This window comes from Streptomyces sp. NPDC008001, from assembly GCF_042958085.1.
Lineage (GTDB): Bacteria > Actinomycetota > Actinomycetes > Streptomycetales > Streptomycetaceae > Streptomyces.
This window is the reverse complement of sequence record NZ_JBIBIZ010000011.1, coordinates 95898-121270: the sequence shown is the minus strand read 5'-3', so window position 1 is coordinate 121270 and position 25373 is coordinate 95898. Positions and strand designations below refer to the sequence as shown.

18 protein-coding genes are annotated in these 25373 nt (G+C 73.2%); 6 read left to right on the top strand and 12 right to left on the bottom strand.

Annotated features, from left to right (window positions below):
* Positions 1-12 precede the first annotated feature (12 nt).
* The 3 genes from ACFZCD_RS28805 (at position 13) to ACFZCD_RS28795 (ending at position 3921) form a co-directional block, all read left to right on the top strand.
* Positions 13-2238 carry an acetate--CoA ligase family protein gene (locus ACFZCD_RS28805; protein ID WP_391835837.1) on the top strand — a complete coding sequence of 742 codons (2226 nt, stop codon included), beginning with the start codon at positions 13-15 and terminating at the stop codon, positions 2236-2238.
* 37 nt (positions 2239-2275) lie between these two features.
* Positions 2276-3166, top strand: coding sequence for an enoyl-CoA hydratase/isomerase family protein (locus tag ACFZCD_RS28800; RefSeq protein WP_391835835.1), 891 nt, complete (start codon positions 2276-2278; stop codon positions 3164-3166).
* A gap of 95 nt (positions 3167-3261) precedes the next feature.
* Entirely contained in the window at positions 3262-3921 is a 660-nt protein-coding gene (locus tag ACFZCD_RS28795; RefSeq protein WP_391835833.1) for a flavin reductase family protein, read from the top strand.
* A gap of 22 nt (positions 3922-3943) precedes the next feature.
* On the opposite strand, the gene ACFZCD_RS28790 is transcribed toward ACFZCD_RS28795, so the two are convergent.
* Positions 3944-4963 (bottom strand): hypothetical protein, encoded by a 1020-nt coding sequence (locus ACFZCD_RS28790; RefSeq protein ID WP_391835831.1) that lies wholly within the window; start codon positions 4961-4963, stop codon positions 3944-3946.
* Between the two features lie 188 nt (positions 4964-5151).
* A complete protein-coding gene (locus ACFZCD_RS28785) occupies positions 5152-6498 on the bottom strand; it encodes an MFS transporter (RefSeq protein WP_391835829.1) in 1347 nt (448 codons plus the stop codon).
* A 161-nt stretch (positions 6499-6659) separates the two neighbouring features.
* Between ACFZCD_RS28785 and ACFZCD_RS28780 the strand changes: the two genes are divergently transcribed.
* The gene (locus ACFZCD_RS28780) at positions 6660-7694 is read left to right on the top strand and encodes a GlxA family transcriptional regulator (RefSeq protein WP_391835827.1); all 1035 of its coding nucleotides are present in this window, start codon (positions 6660-6662) and stop codon (positions 7692-7694) included.
* Positions 7695-7721: 27 nt separating this feature from the next.
* Here ACFZCD_RS28780 and ACFZCD_RS28775 read toward each other — a convergent pair whose 3' ends face one another.
* The 4 genes from ACFZCD_RS28775 to ACFZCD_RS28760 are packed head-to-tail and all read right to left on the bottom strand — an operon-like array spanning position 7722 to position 12388.
* Positions 7722-8792, bottom strand: a complete 1071-nt coding sequence (locus tag ACFZCD_RS28775) for a Zn-dependent alcohol dehydrogenase (protein ID WP_391835825.1) — start codon at positions 8790-8792, stop codon at positions 7722-7724.
* 32 nt (positions 8793-8824) lie between these two features.
* Positions 8825-10303, bottom strand: coding sequence for an aldehyde dehydrogenase family protein (locus ACFZCD_RS28770; RefSeq protein WP_391835823.1), 1479 nt, complete (start codon positions 10301-10303; stop codon positions 8825-8827).
* Complete coding sequence (locus tag ACFZCD_RS28765) at positions 10300-11463, bottom strand: acyl-CoA dehydrogenase family protein (protein ID WP_391835821.1); 1164 nt, start codon at positions 11461-11463, stop codon at positions 10300-10302. The genes ACFZCD_RS28770 and ACFZCD_RS28765 overlap by 4 nt, the downstream gene beginning before the upstream one ends.
* Before the next feature lie 13 nt (positions 11464-11476).
* On the bottom strand, positions 11477-12388 hold the full coding sequence (locus ACFZCD_RS28760) for an SDR family oxidoreductase (RefSeq protein ID WP_391835819.1): 912 nt from the start codon (positions 12386-12388) through the stop codon (positions 11477-11479).
* A 102-nt stretch (positions 12389-12490) separates the two neighbouring features.
* Here ACFZCD_RS28760 and ACFZCD_RS28755 point away from each other — a divergent pair, with 102 nt between their 5' ends.
* Positions 12491-13417: a cyclase family protein gene (locus ACFZCD_RS28755; RefSeq protein WP_391835817.1), complete on the top strand. Its 927-nt coding sequence runs from the start codon at positions 12491-12493 to the stop codon at positions 13415-13417.
* A gap of 230 nt (positions 13418-13647) precedes the next feature.
* Here ACFZCD_RS28755 and ACFZCD_RS28750 read toward each other — a convergent pair whose 3' ends face one another.
* From ACFZCD_RS28750 to ACFZCD_RS28735, 4 genes are all read right to left on the bottom strand, one after another.
* Positions 13648-14115 (bottom strand): ATP-binding protein, encoded by a 468-nt coding sequence (locus ACFZCD_RS28750; protein WP_391835815.1) that lies wholly within the window; start codon positions 14113-14115, stop codon positions 13648-13650.
* A 413-nt stretch (positions 14116-14528) separates the two neighbouring features.
* Positions 14529-15614, bottom strand: a complete 1086-nt coding sequence (locus ACFZCD_RS28745) for an acyl-CoA dehydrogenase family protein (protein WP_391836194.1) — start codon at positions 15612-15614, stop codon at positions 14529-14531.
* Between the two features lie 2 nt (positions 15615-15616).
* A complete protein-coding gene (locus tag ACFZCD_RS28740; protein WP_391835813.1) occupies positions 15617-16786 on the bottom strand; it encodes an acyl-CoA dehydrogenase in 1170 nt (389 codons plus the stop codon).
* Between the two features lie 6 nt (positions 16787-16792).
* On the bottom strand, positions 16793-17992 hold the full coding sequence (locus ACFZCD_RS28735) for an amidohydrolase family protein (protein ID WP_391835811.1): 1200 nt from the start codon (positions 17990-17992) through the stop codon (positions 16793-16795).
* Between the two features lie 138 nt (positions 17993-18130).
* Here ACFZCD_RS28735 and ACFZCD_RS28730 point away from each other — a divergent pair, with 138 nt between their 5' ends.
* Positions 18131-19786, top strand: a complete 1656-nt coding sequence (locus ACFZCD_RS28730) for a class I adenylate-forming enzyme family protein (protein ID WP_391835809.1) — start codon at positions 18131-18133, stop codon at positions 19784-19786.
* On the opposite strand, the gene ACFZCD_RS28725 is transcribed toward ACFZCD_RS28730, so the two are convergent.
* Together ACFZCD_RS28725 and ACFZCD_RS28720 are read right to left on the bottom strand one after the other, a co-directional pair.
* Complete coding sequence (locus ACFZCD_RS28725; RefSeq protein WP_391835807.1) at positions 19768-23064, bottom strand: protein kinase; 3297 nt, start codon at positions 23062-23064, stop codon at positions 19768-19770. The two genes, ACFZCD_RS28730 and ACFZCD_RS28725, sit on opposite strands and share 19 nt — an antisense overlap.
* Positions 23065-23306: 242 nt before the next feature.
* A complete protein-coding gene (locus ACFZCD_RS28720) occupies positions 23307-25268 on the bottom strand; it encodes a protein kinase (protein ID WP_391835805.1) in 1962 nt (653 codons plus the stop codon).
* Positions 25269-25373: the final 105 nt, after the last annotated feature.

The window sequence follows — 25373 nt, the reverse complement described above, 5'->3', positions numbered from 1 at the left end:
GGACGAGACACGATGCTTGGATCGACTCACGGCACCCTCACCACCACCTCCCGTCCGGCCCGCGTGGTGGCCTGCGGCGAGCGTCCGGGCCCCGCCGTCCACGGCTCGGCCGACGGCACCGAGGACACCGACGTCAGCGGCAGGCCCCTGCGCTCGGACATCCCCGACCTGGACCGGCTCTTCCGCCCCGAGACCGTCGCCGTCGTCGGCGCCTCGGACGCCGAAGGCCGCCCCAACACGGGCATCACCCGGCAGCTCCTCGCCTGGGCCGAACGCGTCGGCGCCCGCCTGCACCCCGTGCACCCCACCCGTACCTCCGTCTTCGGCCTCCCCTGCCATCCGTCCGTCCGCGACCTTCCCGAACGCGTCGACCTCGCCGTCCTCCTCGTGGGCGACCCGCTGCCCGTGCTGGAGGAACTGGACGGCTCCAAGGCCGCCTTCGCCGTGGCCTTCGCCGGCGGCTTCGCCGAGACCGGCCCCGCGGGCGCCGCCGCCCAGGCCGTCCTCGCGGACGCCGCCCGGCGCTCCGGCGTCCGTCTCCTCGGCCCGAACACCAACCTCAACGCCTTCGAGGACTTCCGCGAGGACCTCGAAGGCCCCGCCATCGCGCTGATCACCCAGTCAGGCCACCAGGGCCGCCCGGTCTTCGCCCTCCAGGAGCTCGGCATCCGGCTCTCGCACTGGGCCCCGACCGGCAACGAAGCGGACCTGGAGTGCGCGGACTTCATCTCCTACTTCGCCACCCGGCCCGAGGTCGGAGCGATCGCCGCATATGTGGAAGGGCTCAAGGACGGCCGCTCCTTCCTCCTCGCCGCGGACCGGGCCGCCCGCCACAAGGTGCCCGTCGTGGCCGTCAAGGTCGGCCGCACCGAAGCCGGCGCCCGCACCGCCGCCTCCCACACCGGCAAGCTGACCGGCGCGGACGACGTGGTGGACGCGGCCATGCGGCAGTTCGGCGTGATCCGCGTCGACAGCCTGGACGAGCTGCAGGACACCGCGGCCCTGCTCGCCCGCGCCCGGCCGCCCCGCGCCCCCGGCGTCGCCGTCTATTCGATCTCGGGCGGCACCGGCGCCCACTTCGCCGACCTGGCCACGGCCGCCGGCCTCGCCCTGCCGGCCCTCTCCACCGCGAAACAGGCCGAGCTCCACCAGTGGATACCCGACTACCTGAGCGTCGCCAACCCCGTCGACTGCGGCGGCCACCCCGTCGGCGACGAACGCGGGCGGAAGATCATCGACGCGCTGCTGAACGACCCGTCCATAGGCGTCCTCATCTGTCCCGTGCCCGGCCCCTTCCCGCCCTTGAGCGACAAGCTCGTCCGCGACCTCGTCGCCGCGGCGGAGCGGACGGACAAGCTGGTCTGCGTCGTCTGGGGCTCCCCGGTCGGCACCGAGGACGCCTATCGCACCACCCTCCTCGGCTCCTCCCGCGTGGCCACCTTCCGCACCTTCTCCAACTGCATCACCGCCGTACGCGCCTACCTCGGACACCACCGCTTCACCGACACCTACCGCTCCCCCTTCGACACCGCGCCCCGCACCCCGTCCCCGTCGGCGCGCAAGGCGCAGGGCCTCATGCGCCCGGGCGAGCAGCTCAGCGAGCACGCGGCCAAGCAGCTGCTGCGCGCGTACGGCATACGCGTGCCGCGCGAACAGCTGGTGACCAGCGCGGCCGCCGCCGTGCGGGCCGCCGGCCTCGTGGGCTATCCCGTGGTCATGAAGGCGTCGGGGCCGCAGCTCGCCCACAAGACCGAACTGGGCCTGATCAAGATCGGGCTGACCTCGGCCAGCCAGGTCCGCGACGCCTACCGCGAGCTCACCGACATCGCGCGCTACGAAGGGCTGCCGCTGGACGGCATCCTCGTCTGCCAGCTCGTGGGGCGCGGGGTGGAGATGGTCGTCGGCATCTCCCCCGACAGCCTGTTCGGCCCGACGGTGACCGTCGGCCTGGGCGGTGCGCTGGTGGAGGTCCTGCACGACACGGCCGTGGCCGTGCCGCCTTTCGGAGAGGACCACGCGCGCGCCATGCTCGAAGGGCTGCGCGGACGCGCCCTGCTGGACGGCGTCCGGGGGGCGCCCCCGGCCGACGTGGACGCGCTCGTGGAGACCGTCCTGCGCGTCCAGCGCATGTCCCTGGAGCTGGGCGGGGCACTTGCCGAGCTCGACATCAACCCTCTGGTGGTGCTGGAGCGCGGTCAGGGCGCCGTGGCCCTGGACGCGCTCGCCTTCTGCCACTGAACAGCGCGCGGCAGCGCGTAGAAGCAGGAGAACCCCCATGTCCCTCTCCCCCCGTGACAAACCGCGGGACAACCCGCTCGAGCACAGCGGTCCCGATGACTCAGTGATACTCCACACCACTGACAACGGGGTCTCGTGGATCACGCTCAACCGGCCCGAAGTCATGAACGCCATCGCTCCTGAACAGCGGGAATGCCTGATTTCCCAATTGCTCGGAGCCTCCGCCGACCCGGCCGTCCGGGCCGTCGTCATCACCGCCACGGGCGCCGCGTTCTGCGCCGGGGCCGACCTCCGCGCCACCCCTTCGAGCGCAATGGACCCTGCCGTCCCGGGCGTATCCGCCGCCTCCGTGGCATCAGGCCGGCTGCCCGGCGACGTGGCCCGTACGATCCGCCGGGGCGCCCAGCGGCTGATCTCCGCCGTGCTGGACTGCGAGAAACCCGTGATCGCCGCCGTGAACGGCACCGCCGCCGGGCTCGGCGCCCACCTCGCACTGGCCTGCGACCTCGTCCTGGCGGCCGAATCGGCCACGTTCGTCGAGGTGTTCGCCCGCCGCGGCCTGGTACCCGACGGCGGCGGCGCGTACCTCCTGCCGCGGCTGGTGGGGCCGCAGCGGGCGAAGGAGCTGATGTTCTTCGGGGACGCCCTCACCGCCGCCGAAGCGGAGCGGATGGGGCTGGTCAACCGCGTCGTGGCCGGGGCGGGGCTGGCGGCGACGGCCCGGTCGTGGGCCGAGCGCCTGGCCACCGGGCCGACCCGGGCGCTCGCCCTCACCAAGCAACTGGTCAACGCCTCGCTGGATACCGACCGCACGGCGGCGTTCGCGGCGGAGGCCGCGGCCCAGGAGATCAACATGACGACGGACGACGCACAGGAGGGCGTCAGAAGCTTCCTCGAACACCGCAGCCCCGTCTACCGCGGGCGCTAGCCCGAAATCCCGGCAGTCCGTGGACACGCGACTGCACGACCATGCAACCCGGAGGCCCGGCATAAGCCTTCAACGCTGACGGCTCATCAGCTTCAATGGTTTCCATGATGGGACACGCAGGCATGGCCGCTCTCGCCGTCCGCTATCTGCGGCCCGGCGGCCCCCCGGACCCCGGGGCGCGGCCGCCCGACCCGATGCCCCGCCCGGAGCTGCGGGCCGTACGAGCGGACGAGAAGCCTCCGCCCGCTCCCGGGGAGCTGCGCCGCGTCCTCGGCCGGTTCGCCAGCGGCGTCACCGTGATCACCGCCCCCGGAGCCGGCGGTGAGCCTCCCGCCGGCTTCGCGTGCCAGTCCTTCGCCTCGCTCTCCCTCGACCCGCCGCTGGTCGTCTTCATGGTCGGCCGTACGTCCACGACGTGGCCGCGCATCGCCCGCGCAGGGGTGTTCTGCGTCAACATCCTCGGCGCCGGGCAGGGCGCGCTCTGCCGGGCCTTCGCAGTGAGCGGTGCGCAGGCGGCCGACAAGTTCGCCGGGGTGCGGCACAGCCCTTCGCCCGCGACGGGTTCACCCCTGCTCGCGGAAGTGCCCGCATGGGTCGACTGCGAGATCCACGCCGTGCACACCGGCGGGGACCATCTCATCGTCGTGGGACGCGTCGAAGCGCTGGGTGCCGAGGACGGCGAAGGAGCGGAACAGAAGCGTCCGCTGGTCTTCCACAGGAGCGCGTTCGGGACGTTCACTCCGTTCAAGGCATGACGCCCGTTCCCGCTGCTTCCCGTTACTTCCTGTGCTTGACGACCTTCGTCAGTACGTACCGCTTGCCCGAACCCGGCTTGCCGATCTCGTGAGAGATCCGCGGCTCCTTGACGGTGCCGCTGACGCTCCAATTGCGCGTGAGCTCGCACGAACCGATGTGCAGGGACAGCCCCTCGACCTTCCCGCCGTCCTTGACCGGCTTCCACGTGCCCGAGCCGTCGCAGTCCTTCGGCCTGTCCTTGCCGGTGCCGTCCCACACGTAGTTGTCGAGGCCGTCGGCCACCGCCGCACCGTCCTCGGCCAGCTTGACCGTACCGCCGTGGCCGTCGGTCCACGTGCCCGCCAGTTGCTCCGTGTCGAGCCGGGGCGGCTGGTAGACGCTCACCAGGCCGGACCCGTAGACCGCGGCGCCCACGGCGCACACCGCGAGCCAGGCGACGGCGCCGTCGCGCGACACCCGCCGGGCCATCCGTACGGACCGGCCTTCACGGACGCGCCGGCCGGCGACCCCGGCGATGAGCGTGGCGGGCAGCAGGGCGACCGTGAGGGAGGCCCACCCCAGGAGGTACTTCACCGGGGACGACAGGGAGAGGCTGCCGAGCGCCGACACCCCGCCGAACACGGCCACCGCGGCGGCCGCCACGACGGGCACCGCGACCGCGTCCCACAGCGCCCCCTCGGGGCGCCCCGTGCGGCGGGAGACACGGCGGGCGAGCGCCAGGGCGGGCATCACGGTGACGGCCGTGACGAACCCGCTGACGAGGATGCCGAGGAGGGCGACGGCGAACACGACGGCGGCGATCGCAAGAAGGCCGTGGGGCAGGCCCGCATGCTCGCGCGAGAGCATCACCAGGACGCCGATGGTGCCCGCTACGGCCGCCTCCGCGCACAGCCCGGCCATCGACGCGCAGTATGCCGCGCCGAAACCGTCCGGGTGCATCACCCGCCTCTGTACCCCGGGCGCCTTCTGGGCACCAGGACCGGACTGTGCGTCGGCCGGTACCGCTTCCGCCGTCGCGTCCGGCTCAGCCTGCTGTGTCATCGCCGCCCCTCTCCCCAAGAATGATTCCCCCAGCGGCTGAGAGGTTGCTTTTGCCGACCGAATAATCCCTGTTGCCCGCATGTGAGCTGCACGCCGTGGCGCAGGGACCGGAGGGCATCAGGGCACGAACAAACAACACATCCGGGCGCAGGCGGGCGCAAGCCCCCGGATGCCGATCGCAGCAGGGATCACACCGGCTCCGCGGCCGGGAGCCCGACCGTGGTCCGCGGGCGCCTGCGGATGACGAGGGCCATGAGGGCCGCCACGGCGCACAGCGCGCCCGAGGCGTACCAGACGACGTCGTACGAGCCGAAGGCGTCGCGTGCCACCCCGCCGAGGAAGGCCACCACTGCGGCACCGACCTGGTGGGAGGCGAGCACCCAGCCGAAGACGATCGCGCTGTCCTCGCCGTAGTGCTCGCGGCACAGCGCGATGGTGGGCGGCACGGTGGCGACCCAGTCGAGCCCGTAGAAGACGATGAAGAAGATCATCGGCGGGTGGACGGTGGGCGCCAGCAGCATCGGCAGGAACATCAGGGAGATGCCCCGCAGGCCGTAGTAGACGGCGAGCAGCCGGCGCGCCTCGAACCGGTCTGTGAACCAGCCGGAGGCGACGGTCCCGACGACGTCGAAGACACCGACCACGGCGAGCAGTCCGGCGGCTGCCGTCACGGGCATGCCGTGGTCGTGCGCGGCGGGCACGAAGTGGGTCTTCACGAGACCGTTCGTGGACGCGCCGCAGATCGCGAAGGTCCCCGCGAGGAGCCAGAAGGGCCCGGTACGGGCCGCATCGAGCAGTGCCCTGACCGCACGCCGCGCGGCGCCCTGCGCGGGGGCCGGCTTCGGTACGGGGACGTCACTGCCGTACGGGGCGACGCCGACGTCCGCAGGGTGGTCGCGCAGCAGCAGCCACACGAACGGGACGACGACGAGGGCGGCGACGGAGACGGTCACCGCGGCGGGCCGCCAGTCGTGGTGTTCGACGATCCAGGAGAGCAGCGGCAGGAAGACCAGCTGCCCGGAGGCGCCGGCGGCCGTGAGGATTCCGGTGACCAGGCCGCGCCGGGCGGTGAACCACCGGTTGGTCACGGTCGCGGCGAAGGCCAGGGCCATCGATCCGCTGCCGAGTCCGACGAGCACGCCCCAGCACAGCACGAGCTGCCAGGCGGCGGTCATGAAGACCGTCAGCCCGGCGCCGGCCGCGATGACGGTCAGGGCGCAGGCGACGACCCTGCGGATGCCGAAGCGGTCCATCAGGGCGGCGGCGAACGGCGCCGTGAGGCCGTACAGGGCGAGGTTGACGGAGGCGGCGAACCCGATCGTGCCGCGTGACCACCCGAACTCCCCGTGGAGCGGTTCGATCAGCAGGCCGGGCAGGGAGGCGAAGCCCGCCGCGCCGATGATGGTCACGAAGGTGACGGCGGCCACCGACCACGCGCGGTGGAGGCGCGGGCGGTGCGGTGCGGGTTCTGCGGCGGGAAGCGGGCCGGCGGGAGCGCTCTCCGGGGGTGCGGGATGTCCGGTTGTCTGGGTCACGCCCTCAGCATCAGGAGCGGGCACCGGCCGAACGAGTGGCCGAGAGGACAGCATCCGCAAGGATCGGGCCATGTAGGGTGACGAAAACGTCTCTTGCCCGTACGGGGGAGACGAACGGAACATGCGTGGCGGCGGACGGAACGCACCGGGGGCGAACGGGAATGACACAGCAGACCACCAGGATCACCCGCTCCGACCAGCATCCCGACGCCCCGCCGCACCGGGTCGCCGTGCTCGCCCTGGCAGGAGTGATCCCTTTCGAGCTCTCCATCCCGTACCGGATCTTCGGGAAGGCCCTCACCTCCTCCGGGGAGCCGCTGTACGAGGTGGTGACCTGCGCGCTGGCCGCGGGGCCGGTCCGGACCGACGCCGACTTCTCCCTCAACGTCGACCTGGGGCCGGAGGCCCTGGCCGAGGCCGACACGGTCGTCGTCCCCGCCTCGTACGAGTTCGGCCCGCCCTACGACGAGGGGCGGCTCGGCGAGGAGCTGGCCGGCGCCCTGGCCCGCATACGCCCCGGCACGCGCATGGTGTCGATCTGCACCGGCTCGTACATCCTCGCGGCCGCCGGCCTGCTCGACGGGCGGCCCGCGACCACCCACTGGAGCAGCACGGAGCGCTTCCAGCGGATGTTCCCCTCCGTGCGGGTGGACGCCGACGTGCTCTTCGTGGACGACGGCGACGTGCTGACGTCGGCGGGGGTGGCGTCCGGCATCGACCTGTGCCTGCACATCGTGCGGCGCGACCACGGCACCTCCGTGGCGAACGAGGTGGCCCGGCGCAGCGTCGTGCCGCCGCACCGCGACGGCGGTCAGGCGCAGTACATCCAGCGGCCGGTGCCCGAGCCGCAGCTGGCGACGACCACGGGTGCCCGCGCCTGGGCCCTGGGGCGGCTGGACCAGCCGATCCAGCTGCGCGACATGGCCGAGCAGGAGGCGATGAGCGTCCGGACGTTCACGCGCCGCTTCCGCGAGGAGGTCGGCATCAGCCCGGGCCAGTGGCTGACCCAGCAGCGGGTCGAGCGCGCGCGGCACCTGCTGGAGGACAGCGATCTCTCCGTGGACCAGGTGGCGCGGAACGCCGGGTTCGGTACGGCTGCGTCGATGCGGCAGCATCTGCAGGCGGCGCTGGGGGTGTCCCCGACCGCCTACCGGCGCACGTTCCGCGCGGCGCCGGACGTCTCCTCCTCCCGCTGAGTCAGGGGTCGGCGGCGGGACAGGGGGTCAGCGGAAGGTGAGGACTGCGCGGGAGACGCGGCCGTGAAGGGTGTCGTCCGCGGCCCGGGCGAAGTCCTCGACGGGGTAGGTGCTGGTGACGAGTTCGTCCAGGAGGAGGCGTCCTTGCCGGTAGAGCTCCGCGTAGAGGGCGATGTCGCGCTGGGGGCGTGAGGAGCCGTAGCGGCAGCCCAGGATCGCCTTGTCCAGGAAGAGCGAATCGACCCGGAAGGACGCCTCGGCGCCGGCGGGCGGCACGCCGAGCAGCACCGCCTGCCCGTGCCGGCCGAGGAGGTCGACCGCCTGCCGGACGAGCCGCGTGTCGCCGACGCATTCGAAGGCGTGGTCGGCGCCGTCCGGGAGGATGTCGCGTACGGCTGCCGGGGTGCCGGTGGCCGCGGTGCCGTCGACGAAGTGCGTGGCGCCGAACTGCCGGGCTGCCGCCTCCTTGTGAGGATTGGCGTCGGCGGCCACGATGACCGACGCTCCGGCGATGCGGGCGCCCTGCAGGACGTTGAGCCCGATCCCGCCGGCGCCGATCACGACGACCGAGTCGCCGGGGCCGACGCGGGCGCGGTTGAGTACGGCGCCGACGCCGGTGAGGACGCCGCAGCCGAGCAGCGCCGCGGAGGTCAGCGGTACATCGCCGGGGATCGGCACCGCCTGGACGGCTTTGACGACGGTGCGTTCGGCGAAGGCGGAGGCGGAGGCGAAGTGGAAAAGCCGCTCACCCCGCCGGGTGAAAGGCCGGGAGGGCCTGCCGATCGACGCGCGGCACATGGCCGGGCGGCCCCGGCCGCACTCGCCGCAGACACCGCAGGAGGCGAGCGTCGACAGGGCCACGTGATCGCCGGGCGCGACGTGGGCGACGCCGGGGCCGACGGCCTCGACCACGCCCGCGCCTTCGTGCCCGAGCACCACGGGGAGGGGGTACGGGATCGTGCCGTCGACGACCGACAGGTCGCTGTGGCAGAGCCCGGCGGCGGCGACCGACACCAGGACCTCGCCGGGGCCCGGCTCCCGGACCTCCAGGTCGCCGGCGACCAGGGTTCGTTTTCCGTCGAAGATGACGCCTCGCACTGCTGGGTCCTCTCGGAGGGGGCGGGCCGGGCTCAGGACGCCCAGACGACCGACTGGAGTTCGCTGTACGCGTGCAGGGCGAACGAGCCGCCGTCCCGGCCGACGCCGCTCTCCTTGAAGCCGCCGAAGGGCGTCTCGGGGTGCCGTTGAACGGTGTTGATGCCGACATTTCCGCTGCGGAGGCGGGCGGCGAGGGCCCAGGCGCGGGCGGTGTCGGCACTGAACACGTAGTCGTGGAGCCCGTAGGACGTGCTGTTGGCGATGCGGACGGCTTCGTCGTCGTCCTCGAAGGAAAGGGCCACGACGACAGGGCCGAACAACTCCTCGCGGGCCACGGCACTTCCGGGGTCGACGTCGGCAATCAGGGTGGGGGCGACGTAGAAGCCGGGCTTGATGGCGGGGCGGGTGCCGCCGGCCACGATCCGTGCGCCTTCCGCACGGGCCCGGGCGATAGAGGCCTCGACCCGGTCGCGCTGGGCCGCGGAGATCAGCGGTCCGACGACCGTCGAGTTATCCACAGGGTCCCCGACGATCACTGCCTCGGCGTAGCGTCGGAGACCGGCGACGACCTTCTCGTACAGCGCCCGCTGCACGAGCACCCGGGTCGGAGCCGTGCAGATCTGTCCGCTGTGGAATGACCAGACCGAACCGACCGCCCCGATAGCCGACTTGAGCACGTGCTGGTCGGCATCCCCCAGGACGATGGCCGCGCCCTTGCCGCCGAGCTCGAGAAGGGTGCGCTTCATCGACCTCCCCGCGGCCTCGGCGATCTGTTTTCCGACGGCGGTGGATCCGGTGAAGCTGATCATGTCGATGCCGGGGTGGGAGACCAGTTCCTGCCCCGCGCCCGGGCCCGAGCCCGTGACGGCGTTGAAGACGCCGTCCGGGAGGCCGGCCTCCTGGAGGATCGGGCCCAGCGACAGGCAGCACAGGGGATCCTGCGGCGCCGGTTTGGCGACGACGGCGTTCCCCATGGCCAGGGCGGGCGCGACCTTGCCCGCGAGGTTCGCGAGAGGGAAGTTGTAGGAGGTGATGCAGGCGACGACGCCCACGGGGCGTCGGACCGCGGCGGCTCCCATGAGGCCGCCGGGTGCCAGCGGGCTGCCCTGGACGGGGTGCGGAGCGAGCGGGAGGACCGCCGGCTCGACCGCCCCCCGGGCATAGCGGCGGAAGCGGTCCACCGCCGCGGGCAGCTGCAGGGCCGAAGTGACGCGCGCCGTCGCGCCGGTCTCGGCCTGGAGCAGGGGCAGCAGCTCCGCTCCGTATTCGGTGATCAGTTCCGCTGTCCGGTCCAGTACGGCCGCGCGCTCGCGCGGATCCGTACGGGACCAGCCGTCCTGCGCGGCCTGTGCGGCGGTCACGGCGGCGGCGACCTCGGCGGGGGTCGCCTCCGGCGCCGCCCCGACGACCTGTTCGGTCGCCGGATTGACAACTGGATAGTGCCCTTTTTCCGGCGTACGCCATGACCCGCCGATCCAGTTCCCGTACGCCTTGCTTCCGTGCTCGTTCACGGACGAGGCTCCTTCGGCAGGCCGAGTACGCGCTCGGCGATGATGGTGCGCTGCACTTCGGCCGATCCGCCGTAGATCGTGTCGGCCCGCGAGAAGAGGAACAGGCGCTGCAGGGCGTCGAGTTCGTAGGGCCGTTCGGCATCCCAGTCGTGCGGCCCGAGGACGGCGGCCGGGCCCTGCACCTCCAGGGCCAGTTCGCCGAGGCGCTGGTGCCAGCTGCTCCAGAGCAGCTTGGCGACGCTGGGCGCGCCGGGGACGTCCGTGCCGCCCAGGGCCCGCAGGGCGGTCCAGCGCATGGTCCGCAGCCCGGCCCACTGCCGTACGAGCCGGTCGCGCACCGCCGGCTCCTCTGCGGCTCCGGTCTCCCGGGCGAGGCGGACGATGCGGGCGAGCTCGTCGGCGAAGCCGATCTGCTGGGCGAGGGTGGCCACCCCGCGCTCCCGGCCGAGGAGGTCCATGGCGACCCGCCAGCCGTTGCCCTCGCCGCCGAGGACGTGGGCGGCGCGGGCTTCGGCGCCGTCGAAGAACACCTCGTTGAAGTCGGCCTCGCCGGTGAGCTGCCGGATCGGGCGGACCTCGATCCGGCCGGGCTGGTCCATCGGCACGAGCAGGAGGGAGAGGCCGTGGTGCCGGTGGGAGCCCTGAGTGGTGCGGGCGAGGAGGAAGCACCAGTCGGCCTCGTGAGCGAAGGAGGTCCACAGTTTCTGGCCGGTGATGCGGTAGGTGCGGCTGCCCGGATCCCTGACGGCGGCGGTGCGTACGGCGGCGAGGTCGGATCCCGCCCCGGGCTCGCTGTAGCCCTGGCACCAGATCTCCTCGCCGCGGGCGATGGCGGGGAGGAAGCGGGCGTGCTGTGCGGGATCGCCGTGGGCGAGGAGGGTGGGGGCGAGGAGGTGCTCGCCCATGTGGCCGAGGCGGGCGGGGGCCCGGGCGCGGGAGTATTCCTCGGCCCAGACGACCTGCCCGGTCAGGGGCGCGGTGCGGTTGCCGTAGGCGCCGGGCGCGCAGTCCCAGCCGAGGCCGATCCAGCCGCCGGCGCCCAGCTCGCGTTCCCAGGCGCGGCCTGCGGTGGGCGCCGGCTCCATGGCGAGGTGGCCGGTGAGCCAGGCGCGCGCTTCTTCCCGGAGTGCCTCGTCGTCCGGCCCGAAGGAGAAGTCCATGAAAGGCTCCCCGTCAGGCGTTGGGCCGGGTCTTGGCGGCGGCCGCCTCGGCCATCGCCTCCAGGTGGGCGAGCATCGGCATGGGATCGGTACCGACGGTACGGGGCAGCAGGTCGGCGATCTTCCCGGGGGTCCAGGCGTCTTCGGTGCAGACGGAGCGCAGTTCGCGGGGCTGTGCCCATACCGCGATCCTCGGCCCGGCCACGGTGTAGACCTGGCCGGTGATGCCTTCGTCGCGGGCCTGTTCGCCGAGCAGGTAGACGACCAGCGCGGCCACGTCCTCGGGGTCGCCGATCTCCTTGAGCTCCACCGGCACGTTGGCGGACATGCGGGTGCGGGCCACGGGGGCGACGCAGTTGGCCGTGATCCCGTATTTGTGCAGGCCCAGCGCGGCGCTGCGGACGAGGGAGATGATGCCGCCCTTGGCGGCGGAGTAGTTGGCCTGGGCGACGCTGCCCTGGTGGTTGCCGCTGGTGAAACCGATGAGGGTGCCGCAGCCCTGGCGGCGCATGACCGCGGAGGCGGCGCGGAAGACGGTGAAGGTGCCCTTGAGGTGGGTGGCGATGACGGGGTCCCACTCCTCTTCCGTCATGTTGAAGAGCATCCGCTCGCGCAGGATCCCGGCGGCGCACACGGCGCCGTCGAGCCGCCCGTAGTGGGTGAGGGCCGTGTCGACGATCCGCTGCCCGCCGGCCATGGCGGACACGTCGTCCGCGACGGCGACGGCCTCGCCGCCCGCCGCTTCGATCTCCTTGGCGACGCCGGCGGCGATCGCGCTCGTGGGCTCGCCGCCGTCGACGGCGACGCCGTAGTCGTTGACCACGACCTTTGCGCCCTCGGCCGCGCAGGCGAGGGCGACCGCACGGCCGATGCCGCGCCCGGCCCCGGTGACGGCGACCACCTTTCCGGCCAAGAAGCTCCCCACGGCGCACGCCCCTTCCCGCTCCATCTGACGGACCGTTAGATTTTTGGGCAGGGCAGGCGAAGGCACAAGCCCCGCACAGGGACCGATCCGGGGAGGACGTCCATGCCGCTGCCACCGGAGTTCGACGAGATCGCCAAGCGGGTTAACAACTGGGGCCGTTGGGGCGAGGGTGACGAAATCGGGACCCTGAATCTGATTACGGACGCCGTGGTGCACGAGGCGGCGGCGACCGTACTCACCGGCCGCAGGGTGGCCCTGGCCGTTTCCCTGCGACGGCGCGGGGTGCAGACCGGGCTGATCCCGGGCAGGGTGAACCCCGTACACACCATGACCTCGGTCAACCGGGAGGACTTCGGCCCGGGGTCAGTGGCCACGAGCGACGACATCGTGACCATGGGCCTCCAGGCAGGAACCCACTGGGACGCACTGCCGCACGTCTCCCACGGCGGCAGGATCTACAACGGCCGGCCGGCGGACTCGATCACCGCGCACGCGCGCGCCGCCTTCAGCGGCATCGACAAGGCACGGCACGTCGTCTCGCGCGGCGTCCTGCTCGACGTCGCCCGCGCTCGGGGCGTCGACGGCCTGGACCCCGGGTACGCCGTCACGCCGGAGGATCTGGAAGCGGCGGAGGACATGGGTGCGGTCTCCGTGGGGCCGGGGGACATCGCGCTCGTCCGCACCGGCCATATGCGGTGCTATCTGGCGGGCGACCGGAGTGCGTACGGCAATGCGTCGCCCGGCCTGTCGATCCGGACACCCGAGTGGTTCCACGCGCGCGACGTGGCGGCGGTCGCCAGTGACACGCTCTGCTTCGAGGTCTTCCCGCCGGAGATCGAGGGCCTCTGGCTGCCGGTGCACGCGCTCCACCTGGTGGAGATGGGAATGATGCAGGGCCAGAACTGGAACCTGGAGGAGCTCTCCGCGGCCTGCGCGCAGGAGCGGCGCTACGCCTTCCTGCTGACGGCCACTCCCGAGCCCTTCGAGGGGGCCGTGGGTGCACCCGTGGCACCCGTCGCCGTGCTCTGAGCCCGTGCGGACATGGGCAGGCGGCGACGTGAGATGCGCACCCCGAGCACGGCACCGCGCGTCGCCGCCGGCTCCGGCGCTGGAGCCCTGATATCGCGCCGGACCGCGACCCGTACTCGCCGAGCAGCCCCGTGACTGCGAGCCTCTCGACGTCCCCTCGCAACGAATCGCTGCGTCCAAGAGTGATCACGTGGACACTTCACGTCAACACCTGGTCTGGACTTTGTCGATTAAGCGCGATTTATGACGGCGCGCGGCGCGTCAAAGGCGCCCGCCCATGAGGAGCTCCCGCGGTCGACCTCGCACCAGATGCGCTTGCCGCTGCCCTCCGCCTGCCAGCCCCAGCGGTCGGCGAGCCCGTCGACCAGCTCCAGGCCACGACCGCCGGTGTCCTCGCCGCCCGCGCACCGGCGGCGGGGCGGACGGGCGCTGATGTCGGCGACCTCGACGCGGACGGTACCCCCGCACGCGCCGGGCATCCCGGCGCCGCCCGGGAAGAGCATGCGCAGCACGGCAGGGCATCCGGTGTGCACGACGGCGTTGGTGACCAGCTCGGAGATCAGCAGGATCAGCGTCTCGGCCAGCGGCTCATCGACGCCTATCCCCGAGCAGGCCAGCCGCGACCGCGCCCACCTGCGGGCCCGCCCCACTTCCGCGGGGTCGGCCCGGACCTCCATCTGCATCTGAAGCACCTGCACCGCTCACACCATCCGTACCGGCGGACACAACGCCTCGCGTCTCCGAGGAATCACGGAACGTGATCCCCTTCCGAGACAGCATGGTTGACGCACAGTCACCTCAACAAGCGCTTCGGGCATATTCCGGCGCAAAGGAGTAGGGCTGCTGCATACTGTGCGACGCGCACTGAGGAGACTCGAACACGGGCGGCCCGCGCAGGGCGTTCCGGGACGAGCATCAGACATATGCGCGTCCGGCGCCGCCACATGGGCAACATACGCCTCGCCGCGCTTCTGAACCTCTCGCATCCAAGGGAGAGTACCCGAGCCCGGCCCCGACTCCGGTCCGTGACGAGTAACGTCCGGGACACAGCCTGATATCGACATGCTGTGAGCGGTTCGGGATGACATGACCGGCATTTCACCCATGACGATTACGCCCTGACATTCTTTGCGTCCAGAACATCCGTTGCATCACTCGCGCGAGGGCGCTCCGGCAGGTGTGAAGCGTCCCGCAGCAGGGTATTCGCAAGCAATTCCTCGGATTCTTCCGCCGACTGCCATTGACCCGCCCTCAGCCACGCTCTTTTCAGGTGCAGATGAACGTCCGATTCCCAGGTGAACCCCAGGCCACCATGTACTTGCAGACAGTCACGGGCATTGCGTACGGCTGCACTGTCAGCGAGCAGCTTGGCGGTGGCGATTTCGGCAGCTTCAGCCGCTTCCGCCGACTTGGCAGACTCGGCCGAGTCGGCCGCGAGTGATGCCGCATAGACCGCGGCGCGCGCGAGTTCGGCGCGGACGAGCATGTCCGCACACAGGTGCTGCACGGCCTGGAACGCGCCGACCGGACGGCCGAACTGGGAACGGCTCCGGGCGTGGGAGACCGCCAGTTCGACGGTCCGGAACGCGCTCCCGAGTTGCTGGGCGGCGCTCAGCAGGGCAGCTTCCCGGCGCATTCGTGCCGCGTCCGCGGGCGCGTCCGTGACGCTCGCCTCCGGCGGCCGAGGCAGCTGCCGGACGAGATGCAGGGGCGTGGTGGGGTCCACCGAGCGGAGGGGGCGCGCCCGCAGGGCCCGTGGAGCGCCACCGGGGCGGGCGTGCAGGATCCGGACGGCCGGGCCGTCGAGGAGCAGGACGGCTTCCGCGGAGGAGAGGTGCTCGGCCGCCCCGGGCCGGTCCAGGGCGGTGACGGCATGCGTTCCCTCGGCCGCGCCCGGCACGAGCCCGGCGGCGAGGTGGGTGGCGAGCAGCGGTCCGGGCAGCAGGGCCCGCCCGGCCTCCTCGAAGAGGAGCACCGCCTCGGGCAGTCCCAGGCCCGTCCCGCCGTCCTGCTCCGGGAGGCGCAGGGCGAAGAATCCCGCCTCCGCCAGGGCCCGCCACAGGCCGGGGTCGGGCGCCGCCGGTGCGCTCGCGGAGTCGGCCAGGGCGCGCAGGCGTTCGCGCGGGAAGCGGGCAGTGAGGAGGCTCCGCATGCCGGCACGCAAGGCGCGCTGGTCGTCGGTGAGGCGGAAGTCCATGGTCATCGCCCCCTGGGGAGGCCGAGGATGCGCTCGGCGATGATGTTCCGCTGGATCTGGGAAGTGCCCGCGGCGATCGTGTACGAGAGCGAGGAGAGGCGCTGCACCGTCCACTCGTGGCGGGTGTCGAGGGATTCCGGGCCGAGCACCTCGGCGGCCGCCTCGTAGAGCTCCTGGCGGGCCTGGGAGTAGCGGAGCTTGAAGACGGAGCCGGCGGTGCCCGGGACTCCGTCGCCGCCGGTGCGGGCGGCATGGGCGGCCTCGCAGACGTTCCACTGGACGAGCCGCCACAGCGCTGTGAACTCGGCGTGGAGGCGGCCGAGGCGGCGGCGCAGGACGGGGTCGTCCCAGCGGCCGTTGGCGCGGGCGGTGCGCGCGAGGCGGACGAGGGTGCGGCGGCAGGCGACGACCTCGCCGGCGAAGGCGGTGCCGCGCTCGTAGGAGAGGGTGACCATGGTGACGCGCCAGCCGTCGTTCTCGGGGCCGACGCGGTGGGTGACGGGCACCCGCACCTCGTCGAGGAACACCTCGGCGAACTCGGTGGTGCCGGTGAGGGTGCGCAGTGGCCGTACGGTGACGCCGGGGGCGTTCATCGGCAGGGCGAGCCAGGTGATGCCGTGGTGGCGGGGGGCGGCGGGGTCGGTGCGGACGAGGAGTTCGCACCAGTCGGCGACCTCGGCGTGGGAGGTCCAGATCTTGCTGCCGGTGACGATGTAGGAGTCGCCGTCGCGGACGGCCCGGGTGCGGAGCGAGGCCAGGTCGGAGCCTGCTTCGGGCTCGGAGAAGCCCTGGCACCAGATCTCGTCGCCGCGCAGGATCGGCGGCAGCCAGCGGGCGCGCTGGGCGGCGGTGCCTTCGGCGGCGATGGTGGGGCCGGCGTGGAGCAGTCCGACGAAGTTGGCGCCGACGTACGGGGCTCCGGCGCGTTCGGTCTCCTCGATGAAGATCAAGTGCTGGGTGGGGGTGGCGCCTCGGCCGCCGGCGCGGGCGGGCCAGTCGAGTCCGGCGTACCCGGCGTCGTGGAGGGCGCGCTGCCAGGCGCAGTCGTAGGCGCGTCGCGCGGGCCAGTCGTCGGCGGGCGGCTCGGGGGGCAGCCGGGGCAGGGTGTCGTGCAGCCAGGCGCGGAGCCGGTCGCGGAAGTCCTCCTCTTCCCCGGTGAGGGTGAGGTCCACGGCGGCTCACCCGCCCATGGGGTCGAGGTCCAGGCCGAGCATGCGGATGGCGTTGCCGCGCATCAGTTTGCGGACGGTCTCGTCGTCCAGGCCGCGCACGTGCTCGAGGGCGACCTGCCGGGTGTGGGGGAAGGTCGAATCCACGTGGGGGTAGTCGGTTTCGAAGGTGGCGTTGTCGCGGCCGACGGCGTCGAGGGCTTCGATGCCGTGTTTGTCGCGGAAGAAGCAGCAGTAGATCTGGCGGTAGTAGTAGGTGGACGGCGGTTCGGGGATGAGGTCGCGTACGCCGCCCCAGGCGCGGTGTTCCCGCCAGACGTCGTCGGCGCGCTCCAGGGCGTAGGGGATCCAGCCCATCTGGCCTTCGCTGTAGGCGAGTTTGAGGCGGGGGTAGCGCACGAGGACGCCGCTGAAGAGGAAGTCGGCCATCGACGCCATGGCGTTGTTGAAGGACAGGGTCGCCTGGACGGCGGGCGGGGCGTCCGGGGATGCGGCGGGCATCTGCGAGGAGGAGCCGATGTGCATGTTGACGACGGTGCCGGTCTCCTGGCAGGCCGCGAAGAAGGGGTCCCAGTAGCCGGTGTGGATGCTGGGTAGGCCGAGGCAGGTGGGGAGCTCGCTGAAGGTCACGGCCCGTACGCCGCGGGCGGCGTTGCGGTGGATCTCCGCGACGGCGAGGTCCACGTCCCAGAGGGGGATGAGGCACAGGGGAATGAGGCGTCCGCCGCTGTCACCGCACCATTCCTCGACCATCCAGTCGTTGTAGGCGCGTACGCAGGCGAGGGCCACTTCCTTGTCGTGCGCCTCGGCGAAGGTCTGCCCGCAGAAGCGGGGGAAGGTCGGGAAGCACAGCGACGCCTCGACGTGGTTGAGGTCCATGTCCTTGAGGCGCTCCGCGGGGTCCCAGCAGCCGGGGCGCATCTCGGCGCGGGTGATGCCTTCCAGGGTCATCTCGTCGCGGTCGAAGCCGACGGCGGCGATGTTGCGCTTGTAGGGGGAGGCGAGGTCCTCGTAGATCCACCAGTCCGCGGGCGGCCCGTCGGGGTCCATGGCGATGACGTACTTGCCTCCCGTGTACTCCAGCCGGCCGATGCCGGTGGTCAGGTGGCGGGGCCCGCGGTCGCGGTAGCGGGCGGGGAGCCAGCGCTCGAAGAGGTGGGCGGGCTCGATGACGTGGTCGTCGACGCTGACGATGCGGGGCAGTTCCATCGGTGGCCTTCCGTGTCCGGCAGCCAATCTGACGGTCTGTCAGTTGAGGCTAGCCCGCGCCCCCTGGACCGACAAGGCGTGACGGCCTACGCTTCGCCGCACTTCCCTGACGTACCGTCAGTTTGCGGAGGGCCTGCCATGACCGGTACCGCCGACGACCTGTCCGCCTCCCGCACCCTGTGGGAGCTGCTCGACCGCCGCGCGGAGCTGACCCCCGAAACACCGGCGCTCATCCAGGCCGACGAGCCGCAACCGGGCGGAGTGCGGACGACAGGGCAGGAGGGGCCGCAGGTGCGCGAGCCCGGCGGCACCGGACCCGCGCTCCCCGACCGCACGGTGACCTTCGGCGAGCTGCGGGCGCGCGCCGAGCGCACCGCCGCCGGACTGTACGGGCTCGGGGTGCGCCCCGGCAGCCGGGTGGCCTGGCAGCTGCCCACCCGTATCGAAACCGTCGTCCTGTCCTTCGCCCTCGCCCGCCTCGGCGCCGTCCAGACACCGCTCATCCCGTCCTACCGCGACCGCGAGGCCGGCCATGCGCTGCGCGCCACCGAGGCCGGGTTCTTCGTCGTCCCCGGCACGTGGCGAGGCTTCGACCACGCCCTCATGGCGCACCGGCTCGCGCTCACGCTTCCCGCCCCGCCCCTCGTCCTCACCGCCTACGACTCCCTGCCCGAGGGGGACCCCGGGGACCTGCCGCCCCCGCCCGCCGACGGAACGGACATCCGCTGGATCTACTGGACCTCCGGCACCACCTCCGCCCCGAAAGGCGCCCTGCACACCGACCGCGGGCTCATCGCCGCAGGCGCCTGCCTGGCCGCTGCCCTGCGCCTCACCCCGGAGGACGTCGGCTCGATGGCCTTCCCCTACGCGCACGTCGCGGGGCCCGACTACACGGTCATGCTGCTCCTGCGAGGCTTCCCCGCCCTCCTCGTGGAGCACTTCGCCCTCCCCGGCTCGCTCGGCGCCTACCGCCGCAACGGCGTCACCGTCGCGGGCGGCTCGACCGCCTTCTACTCGATGTTCCTCGCCCAACAGCGCCGGCAGCCCGGGCGCCGGATCGTCCCCACCCTCCGGCTCATGGCGGGCGGCGGCGCGCCCCGGCCGCCGGAGCTGCACCACGAGGTCGCCCGCGAGCTGGGGTGCCCGCTGGTGCACGGCTACGGCATGACCGAAGCCCCGATGATCACGATGGGGGACCCGGCGGACACGGCGGAGCGCCTGGCCGCCACGGAGGGCCGGCCGGCCCCGGGCATGGAGGTCCGCGTGACCGGCCCGGACGGGGCGCCCCTGCCGCCCGGCGCCGAGGGCGCGATCCGATTGCGCGGCGAAGCCGTCTGCCAGGGCTATCTCGACCCCGCCCTGACGGCCGAGGCGTTCGACGCGGATGGCTTCCTCATCACCGGCGACCTGGGGCGGCTGACCGCCGACGGCCACCTCGTCATCACCGGGCGCGCCAAGGACGTCATCATCCGCAAAGGCGAGAACGTCTCCGCGCAGGAAGTCGAACAGCTCCTGCGGAGCCACCCGCGCATCGAGGACGCCGCCGTGATCGGACTGCCCGACCCCGTACGCGGAGAACGGGTCTGCGCCGTCGTCCAGCAGCCGCCCGGAGCGCAGCCGCTCACTCTCGGGGACATCGCCTCCCACCTGACGGACGCCGGGCTGTCCGTGCACAAGATCCCCGAACAGCTGGAGCTCGTCGGGATGCTCCCCCGCGACAAAACCCTGCGCAAGGTGCTGAAGGGCGAGCTGCGCGAACGCTACGCCCGGCCCTCTCAGCCGCCCGCCCGGTAGGTGGCCGTCGCCTGCTCGAAGAAGCGGTCCACCTCGCGCTGCTCGCTCTTCGGCCCGATCACCTGCAGGAGGTGGTAGCGGCCGCCCACGATCGCGGCGGAGTTGCGCGCATAGACCTGCCGGCCGTCGCTGTCGTTCCAGTTGAACGCGCCCTCCGCCGATGCCGTTCCGCCGACCTCGATACGGCGCAGCCCCGTGGCACCGGACCACGAGGAGGAGCGGTAGACCGCCAGCTCGGGCTCCTTGTCCTGCTGGTACGCCATCGGATCGCTGCCGAACTCCGCGACCTTGTCGCGGCCGGGGACCACGATGAGCCGGTACGCGCCGCCCGCGTAGACGACCTGCCCGCGGTCGTTCTCCCCCCGGCGCTCCCAGTCCTTGGCGACGGCCACCGTGAACCCCTTGGGGTCCTTGCGCAGCGTGAACCCGTCGGCGGCGCCCGCGGACGCGGCGATCCGTTCTTCCGGGGTGGCCGGCCCTTCCGGGGTGGCCGGCATGGTGGTCCCGCCCGGTTTGCCCGTGGCCGCCGGGGCCTGCGGCGTGGCACTGCGCGCGCCGGCCGCGCCGGTACGGTCCACGGGGGTGCGGCCGGCGCTCTTCTCGGTGCGGGGCATGAACAGCGTCGCGTACAGCACCGCTCCGACGAGGAGGAGCAGGACCAGGCCGAGCAGCAGCCTGCCGAGGCCGGACGCGGAGCGGGCGGGGCGGCCGCGCTGCTCCTGCAGATGCCCGGTGCGGGAGGTGCCGGGGCGAGTGGCCGGGGCGTTGTCCTTGGCCGTCTTCTTGTGGCGGCCGTGCGTGGCCTGTGCGGTGTCCACTGCCGTGATGGGGCGGCCGCGCCTGCGCCGCACCACTTCGCCCTTGCGGCGGACGATCGGCAGCCGGTGCTGGTCGGCGGGGGCGTCCGGAGCGGCGTCGGGGACGGTGAGGGTGCGGCCGCCGGGCTCCGGTTCCGGCGCCGAGCGGATCAGGGAGCGCAGCCAGCCGCGGAGTTCCTCGAACTCCGGGCGCTCGGCCGGGTCCTTGCGCATCAGCGACTCGACGACGGGCCGCAGCGCACCGCACTCCTCGGCGAACGCGGGCGGTTCCGCGCACACGAGCCTGACCAGCTCGGCCGCACTGTCCTCCGGATACGGCGCGTGCCCCTGCACGACGCGGAAGAGCAGGGCCCCGAGGGCCCAGAGGTCGGCCGCGGGGCCGACGGGGGGCGCCAGCCGCCAGCTTTCCTGTACGGGCCAGGCCTGCTCCGGGGCCCACCGCTCGGTGACGGCGCCGACGACGACCATCCGCGCCTGCCGGGCGCGCTCGACAACCGGCGCACCGGCGAGCTGCCGGCCGACCGCTCCCCACGAGACAGGGGGCTTGTCGGCGGCAGGAGAACCCGGAGGACCGGCCTCGGCGGGCGGGCTCGGAGGAGTACCGCGGTGGGCGCCGCTTCCGGGGCTCTGTACGGCACCCGGGGGCGCGACCCGGTTCCCCGCACCGGCTCCGTTGCCCGCGCCGCCTCCGTTGCCTGCGCCGGCTCCGTGGCCCGCATCGGGGCGCGGGCCCCTGGGTGCACGGATATCCGGCGCCGGGACGGATGCCGCCCTGGAGGCAGCGGGCGAGGCGGCCGGGAAAGGAGGGGCGCTCAGGCCGGGGAGGCCGTTGAGGCCGGGCCAGGAGGCGGCCGGTCCGGGGAGCTTCACGTCGGGGACGTCCGGCCGGGCGGCGTTCCCTGCTCCGGCGGGGCCGCGGCGTGCTCCGGGCGGCATCGGCGGCCGGTTCCGGCCGGGGGGCGGGCCCTGGAGCGGGCCGGCGGGGGCGGGCCGTGGCGCGGGCGCCGGGGCCGCTCCGCTGGCGGCGCTGCCACCGCCCCACGTCGATGAGCCGGTGGGGGTGGCGGGCGGGGCTTTGTCCCCCACTGCGCGGGCGGCAGCGGCCCGGGCGGCTCCCGCGCGGTAGGCGGCGATCGCCGAGGAGCGCACCTGCCGGGGCCCGGACTGCGCGCCCGGCTGCCCGCCACCCTGCCCACCCGGCTGCCCCGCGGCCCGCTGACCCGAGCCCGGCTGCCCCGTTCCGGGCTGTCCCCTGCCTGACTGTCCCCTGCCCGGCTGCCCCGCGCCCTGCCCACCGGCCGGAGGGCGGGAGCCGGACGGTGGCGGGGGGCCGAAGGGCGGCTGGGCGCCGAAGGGTGACTGAGAGCCGGCCGGCGATTGAGGTCCCGCCGGTGGTCGAGAGCCTGCCGGTGGCCGGGTGGCTGCCGGTGGCCAGGGGTCGCCCGAAGCCCGGGGGGCTGCCGGGGGCCAGGGTTCGCCCGTAGACCGGGGGCCGCCCGGGGGCAGGACTCCCCCGGCTGCCCCTTGGTCCCGGTACGGGGACGACGGCGACGGACGTCTCCCCTGCTCGTCGTCGGGCGCTCCGGGCCGTGCCTGCGGGGACACCGTCCCGCCGGGCGCTCCGGTCGGGTCGGCGCCGCCTTGGACGAAGGCACCGGCCGCTCCGGCCATGCCGGGGTGCCCTTCCGCAAGCCCGGCCCCGGGCGCACCCGGCATCGTTCCGCCGCCGGGCACCGGACCGCCCCGCTGTCCCGGCGGCGGCGCCCCGCCGAGGCCGGTCCGGGGCGACGGCATCCCGCCCTCGCCGTTCGCGGCCGCCGGCGGGACCACGCCGTCCGGGACGGGGTCGTAGCCGCACAGGGCCTCTTCGGCCGCGCCCACGGCCAGGCCGGTCAGTATGGCTCGGCCGTCGTCACAGATGAGGACCGTGCGGGTGGTGATGTTGCGGTGGGTCCAGCCGTGGGCGTGCAGGGCGCGCAGGGCGGTGAGGACGTCGGCGGCCACCTCGGCGGCGCGATGGGGCGAGAGCGGCCGCTCGGCGAGGAGCGCGGCGAGCGGCCGGGCCGGGACGAGCTCGCTGACGACCCACAGGCTGCCGCCCTCGGCGAAGACGTGGAAGACCTGGTCGAGCCGGGGGTGGTCGGGCACCTGCGCGGCGGCCGTGGCCGCGGCCAGCGCGCGGCTCACCGCCGGATCGCCGCCGGCCGCTCGCTCCGCAGGACCGCCGAAGCCCCAGGAGCCACCGGGGCCACCACCGGCAGTACGGGCTCCCCCGGGCCCCACGGCCTCTGCCCCTACGACCTCCGCATCCACGACCTCCGGCAACGGGATCTGCCGGACCAGGACTTCCTGCCCGCTCAGGGTGTCGAAGGCGCGGGTCTCGACGAGCTCGAACACATCGGACGGCGGTAACGGAAGGCGATACCGGTGGGCCAGGATCCGACCCGCGTAGTCGTCCACGACGCCTCCCCAAGCGCGCGATCCACACCTCGCCCGAATGCCCGGACAACCGCCAACAGCGGTCAAATTGCCGCTTATTGCGGCTGCGCACCGTCCACGACACCTCACGATACGTGCCGAACCCATCCCTTCGGGCGCGTACGGCTCAGTACGTCGCCGGCACTCAGGAGAGCGGGCGCCGGGAAACGACGCCCGGGAGGGGACAGCCGGGAAGGAGACCGGGGAGAGGACCGGGGAGGAAATCAGTCCTCGGGGGAGAAGGTCTTGAAGGCCGCGTCACGCAGCGCCCGGCAGTCGGCGTCGCCCCACTTGCCCTTCTCGCACGTGATCATGACGGCGTAGCCGTGCTCGTCGTCCACCTTGAAGCCGCGGTTGAGGACCTGGACGCGCTTGCCGTTCTGGTCGCGCTCGAACGACCAGTCCGCCACGGTCGGGTAGTCGTGCCCCGCCCAGCCGCTGATCTCCTGGATCGACAGGCCCTTGTAGCCCGGCATGCTGCTCTTGGCGCCGGCCTCGGCGTCGCGCCAGGCCTTGGCCGCGTCCGACGTGGGCTCGGCGCCGAAGTCGACCTGGACGCGCGGGAAGCCGCCGGAGGCGCTGTAGATGGCGCCCGAGTGCTCACCGGCGGTGCCGGTCTGCGTCCAGCCCTCCGGCAGGGCGATCTCGAAGTGGTACTCGTCGTTCTCGATGCGCTGGTAGCCGGGGATGTCCGTGCCCCGGCCGCCGGTGACGGCGCCGGCGGACTTGGGCGAGAGCCCCTTGTCCTGATCGCCCGCCTTCTGATCAGCGGCATTCCCGGACGCCTTGCCGGGCGACTTGGCCGATGCCTTGCCTGCCGCCTTGCCGGATGCCCCGGACGAAGCCGTGTGGCCCGTGACGGACTTGCCCTGCTTGCCGCTGCTGTCGTCACCGCCGCTCAGTGCGAAGGCGAGGACCGTGCCGAGGACGGCCAGCACCACGACGACCGCCGCGACGACCAGCGTCCGGCGCGGCACGGCCTCCAGGATCGGCACCCGCACGCTGCTGCCCTGCCGGGTGCCGTACACGCTGCCGCCCGGGTTCCCGGGCCCGCCGGCCACGCTCCCGGAGAGCTCCCGGGTGGTGGGCTTCGTGCCGTCCGCAGTACGCGGCCCGCCCGGCACCGCGCCGGAGGACGCCCCCGGGCGCTTCGCCGAAGAAACCGAAGAAACCGGAGGAACCGACGGAGCCGAAGAAGCCGGTGGAACCCGGGAGGCGGAGGACTTGGCCCCGGGCCGGGCGGAGGCTGCGGGCGAGGCCGCCTCCGGTATCGGCGGGACGGCGATGGCCTGCGTCGCGTCCAGGTCCCGCGCCGCGGGCTGCCGCTTGGGGGGCAGGCGCTCGTCGGGAGCGTTGACCGCGTCCGTGAGTAGCGCGCGGGCGCCGGCCTCGTCGAGCCGCTTCTCGGGGTCCTTGGCGAGCAGCCCGTACATGACCTCGGCCAGCGGGCCCGCGTTCTTGGGCGGGCCGAGCGGCTCGGTCATCACGGCGGTGAGGGTCGCTATGGCCGACCCCTTGTCATACGGGGGGACGCCCTCGACCGCCGCGTACAGCAGGCCGCCCAGGGACCACAGGTCCGCCGGCGGGCCGGGCTTGTGACCGCGGGCGCGCTCGGGCGAGATGTACGAGGGGGCGCCGACGAGCATGCCGGTGGAGGTGACGGACGGGTCGCCCTCGACCTGCGCGATGCCGAAGTCGGTGAGGACGACGCGGCCGTCCTCCGCGATGAGCACGTTGGAGGGCTTCACGTCGCGGTGCAGGATGCCCTGGCGGTGCGCCGCGCCCAGCACGTCGAGGACGGCGAGGCCGACCTCGGCGGCACGGCGCCACTTCAGCGGCCCGTCCTCGCGGATGACGTCGGCGAGCGAGCGGCCCTCGATGAGCTCCATGACGATCCACGGGCGGTCGTCCTCGTGCACCACGTCGTAGACGGTGACCGCGCCCGCGCTGCGGATCCGGGCGATGGCCTTCGCCTCGCGCAGCGTGCGCGTGATGAGGCGTCGCTTCTCGTCCTCGTCGATGTTGGCCGGGAACCGCAGTTCCTTCACGGCAACCGTGCGGCCGAGGGTTTCGTCACTCGCCCGCCAGACCGTGCCCATGCCGCCGCGGCCGAGGACGTCCCCGAGGCGGTACCGCCCGGCGAGGAGGCGCCCTGCCGTGCCCTGCGTCTGCTCCGCCTCCGACATGCGTCCCCTCTGGCAATCAGCTCTGCGACCAACCGACCCTGGCAGAGCCACCATTGTCTCTCATCCGGAGACCGGCGGAAGGCCAGGGTCCACGGGCTTGCGGAC

What these genes read in the sequence shown, in the direction of transcription:
- ACFZCD_RS28805 (WP_391835837.1), top strand. Translation starts at nt 13, where the DNA reads ATGCTTGGATCGACTCACGGCACCCTCACCACCACCTCCCGTCCGGCC.
- ACFZCD_RS28800 (WP_391835835.1), top strand. Translation starts at nt 2,276, where the DNA reads ATGTCCCTCTCCCCCCGTGACAAACCGCGGGACAACCCGCTCGAGCAC.
- ACFZCD_RS28795 (WP_391835833.1), top strand. Translation starts at nt 3,262, where the DNA reads ATGGTTTCCATGATGGGACACGCAGGCATGGCCGCTCTCGCCGTCCGC.
- ACFZCD_RS28790 (WP_391835831.1), bottom strand. Translation starts at nt 4,963, where the DNA reads ATGACACAGCAGGCTGAGCCGGACGCGACGGCGGAAGCGGTACCGGCC.
- ACFZCD_RS28780 (WP_391835827.1), top strand. Translation starts at nt 6,660, where the DNA reads ATGACACAGCAGACCACCAGGATCACCCGCTCCGACCAGCATCCCGAC.
- ACFZCD_RS28765 (WP_391835821.1), bottom strand. Translation starts at nt 11,463, where the DNA reads ATGGACTTCTCCTTCGGGCCGGACGACGAGGCACTCCGGGAAGAAGCG.
- ACFZCD_RS28755 (WP_391835817.1), top strand. Translation starts at nt 12,491, where the DNA reads ATGCCGCTGCCACCGGAGTTCGACGAGATCGCCAAGCGGGTTAACAAC.
- ACFZCD_RS28745 (WP_391836194.1), bottom strand. Translation starts at nt 15,614, where the DNA reads ATGGACTTCCGCCTCACCGACGACCAGCGCGCCTTGCGTGCCGGCATG.
- ACFZCD_RS28735 (WP_391835811.1), bottom strand. Translation starts at nt 17,992, where the DNA reads ATGGAACTGCCCCGCATCGTCAGCGTCGACGACCACGTCATCGAGCCC.
- ACFZCD_RS28730 (WP_391835809.1), top strand. Translation starts at nt 18,131, where the DNA reads ATGACCGGTACCGCCGACGACCTGTCCGCCTCCCGCACCCTGTGGGAG.
- ACFZCD_RS28720 (WP_391835805.1), bottom strand. Translation starts at nt 25,268, where the DNA reads ATGTCGGAGGCGGAGCAGACGCAGGGCACGGCAGGGCGCCTCCTCGCC.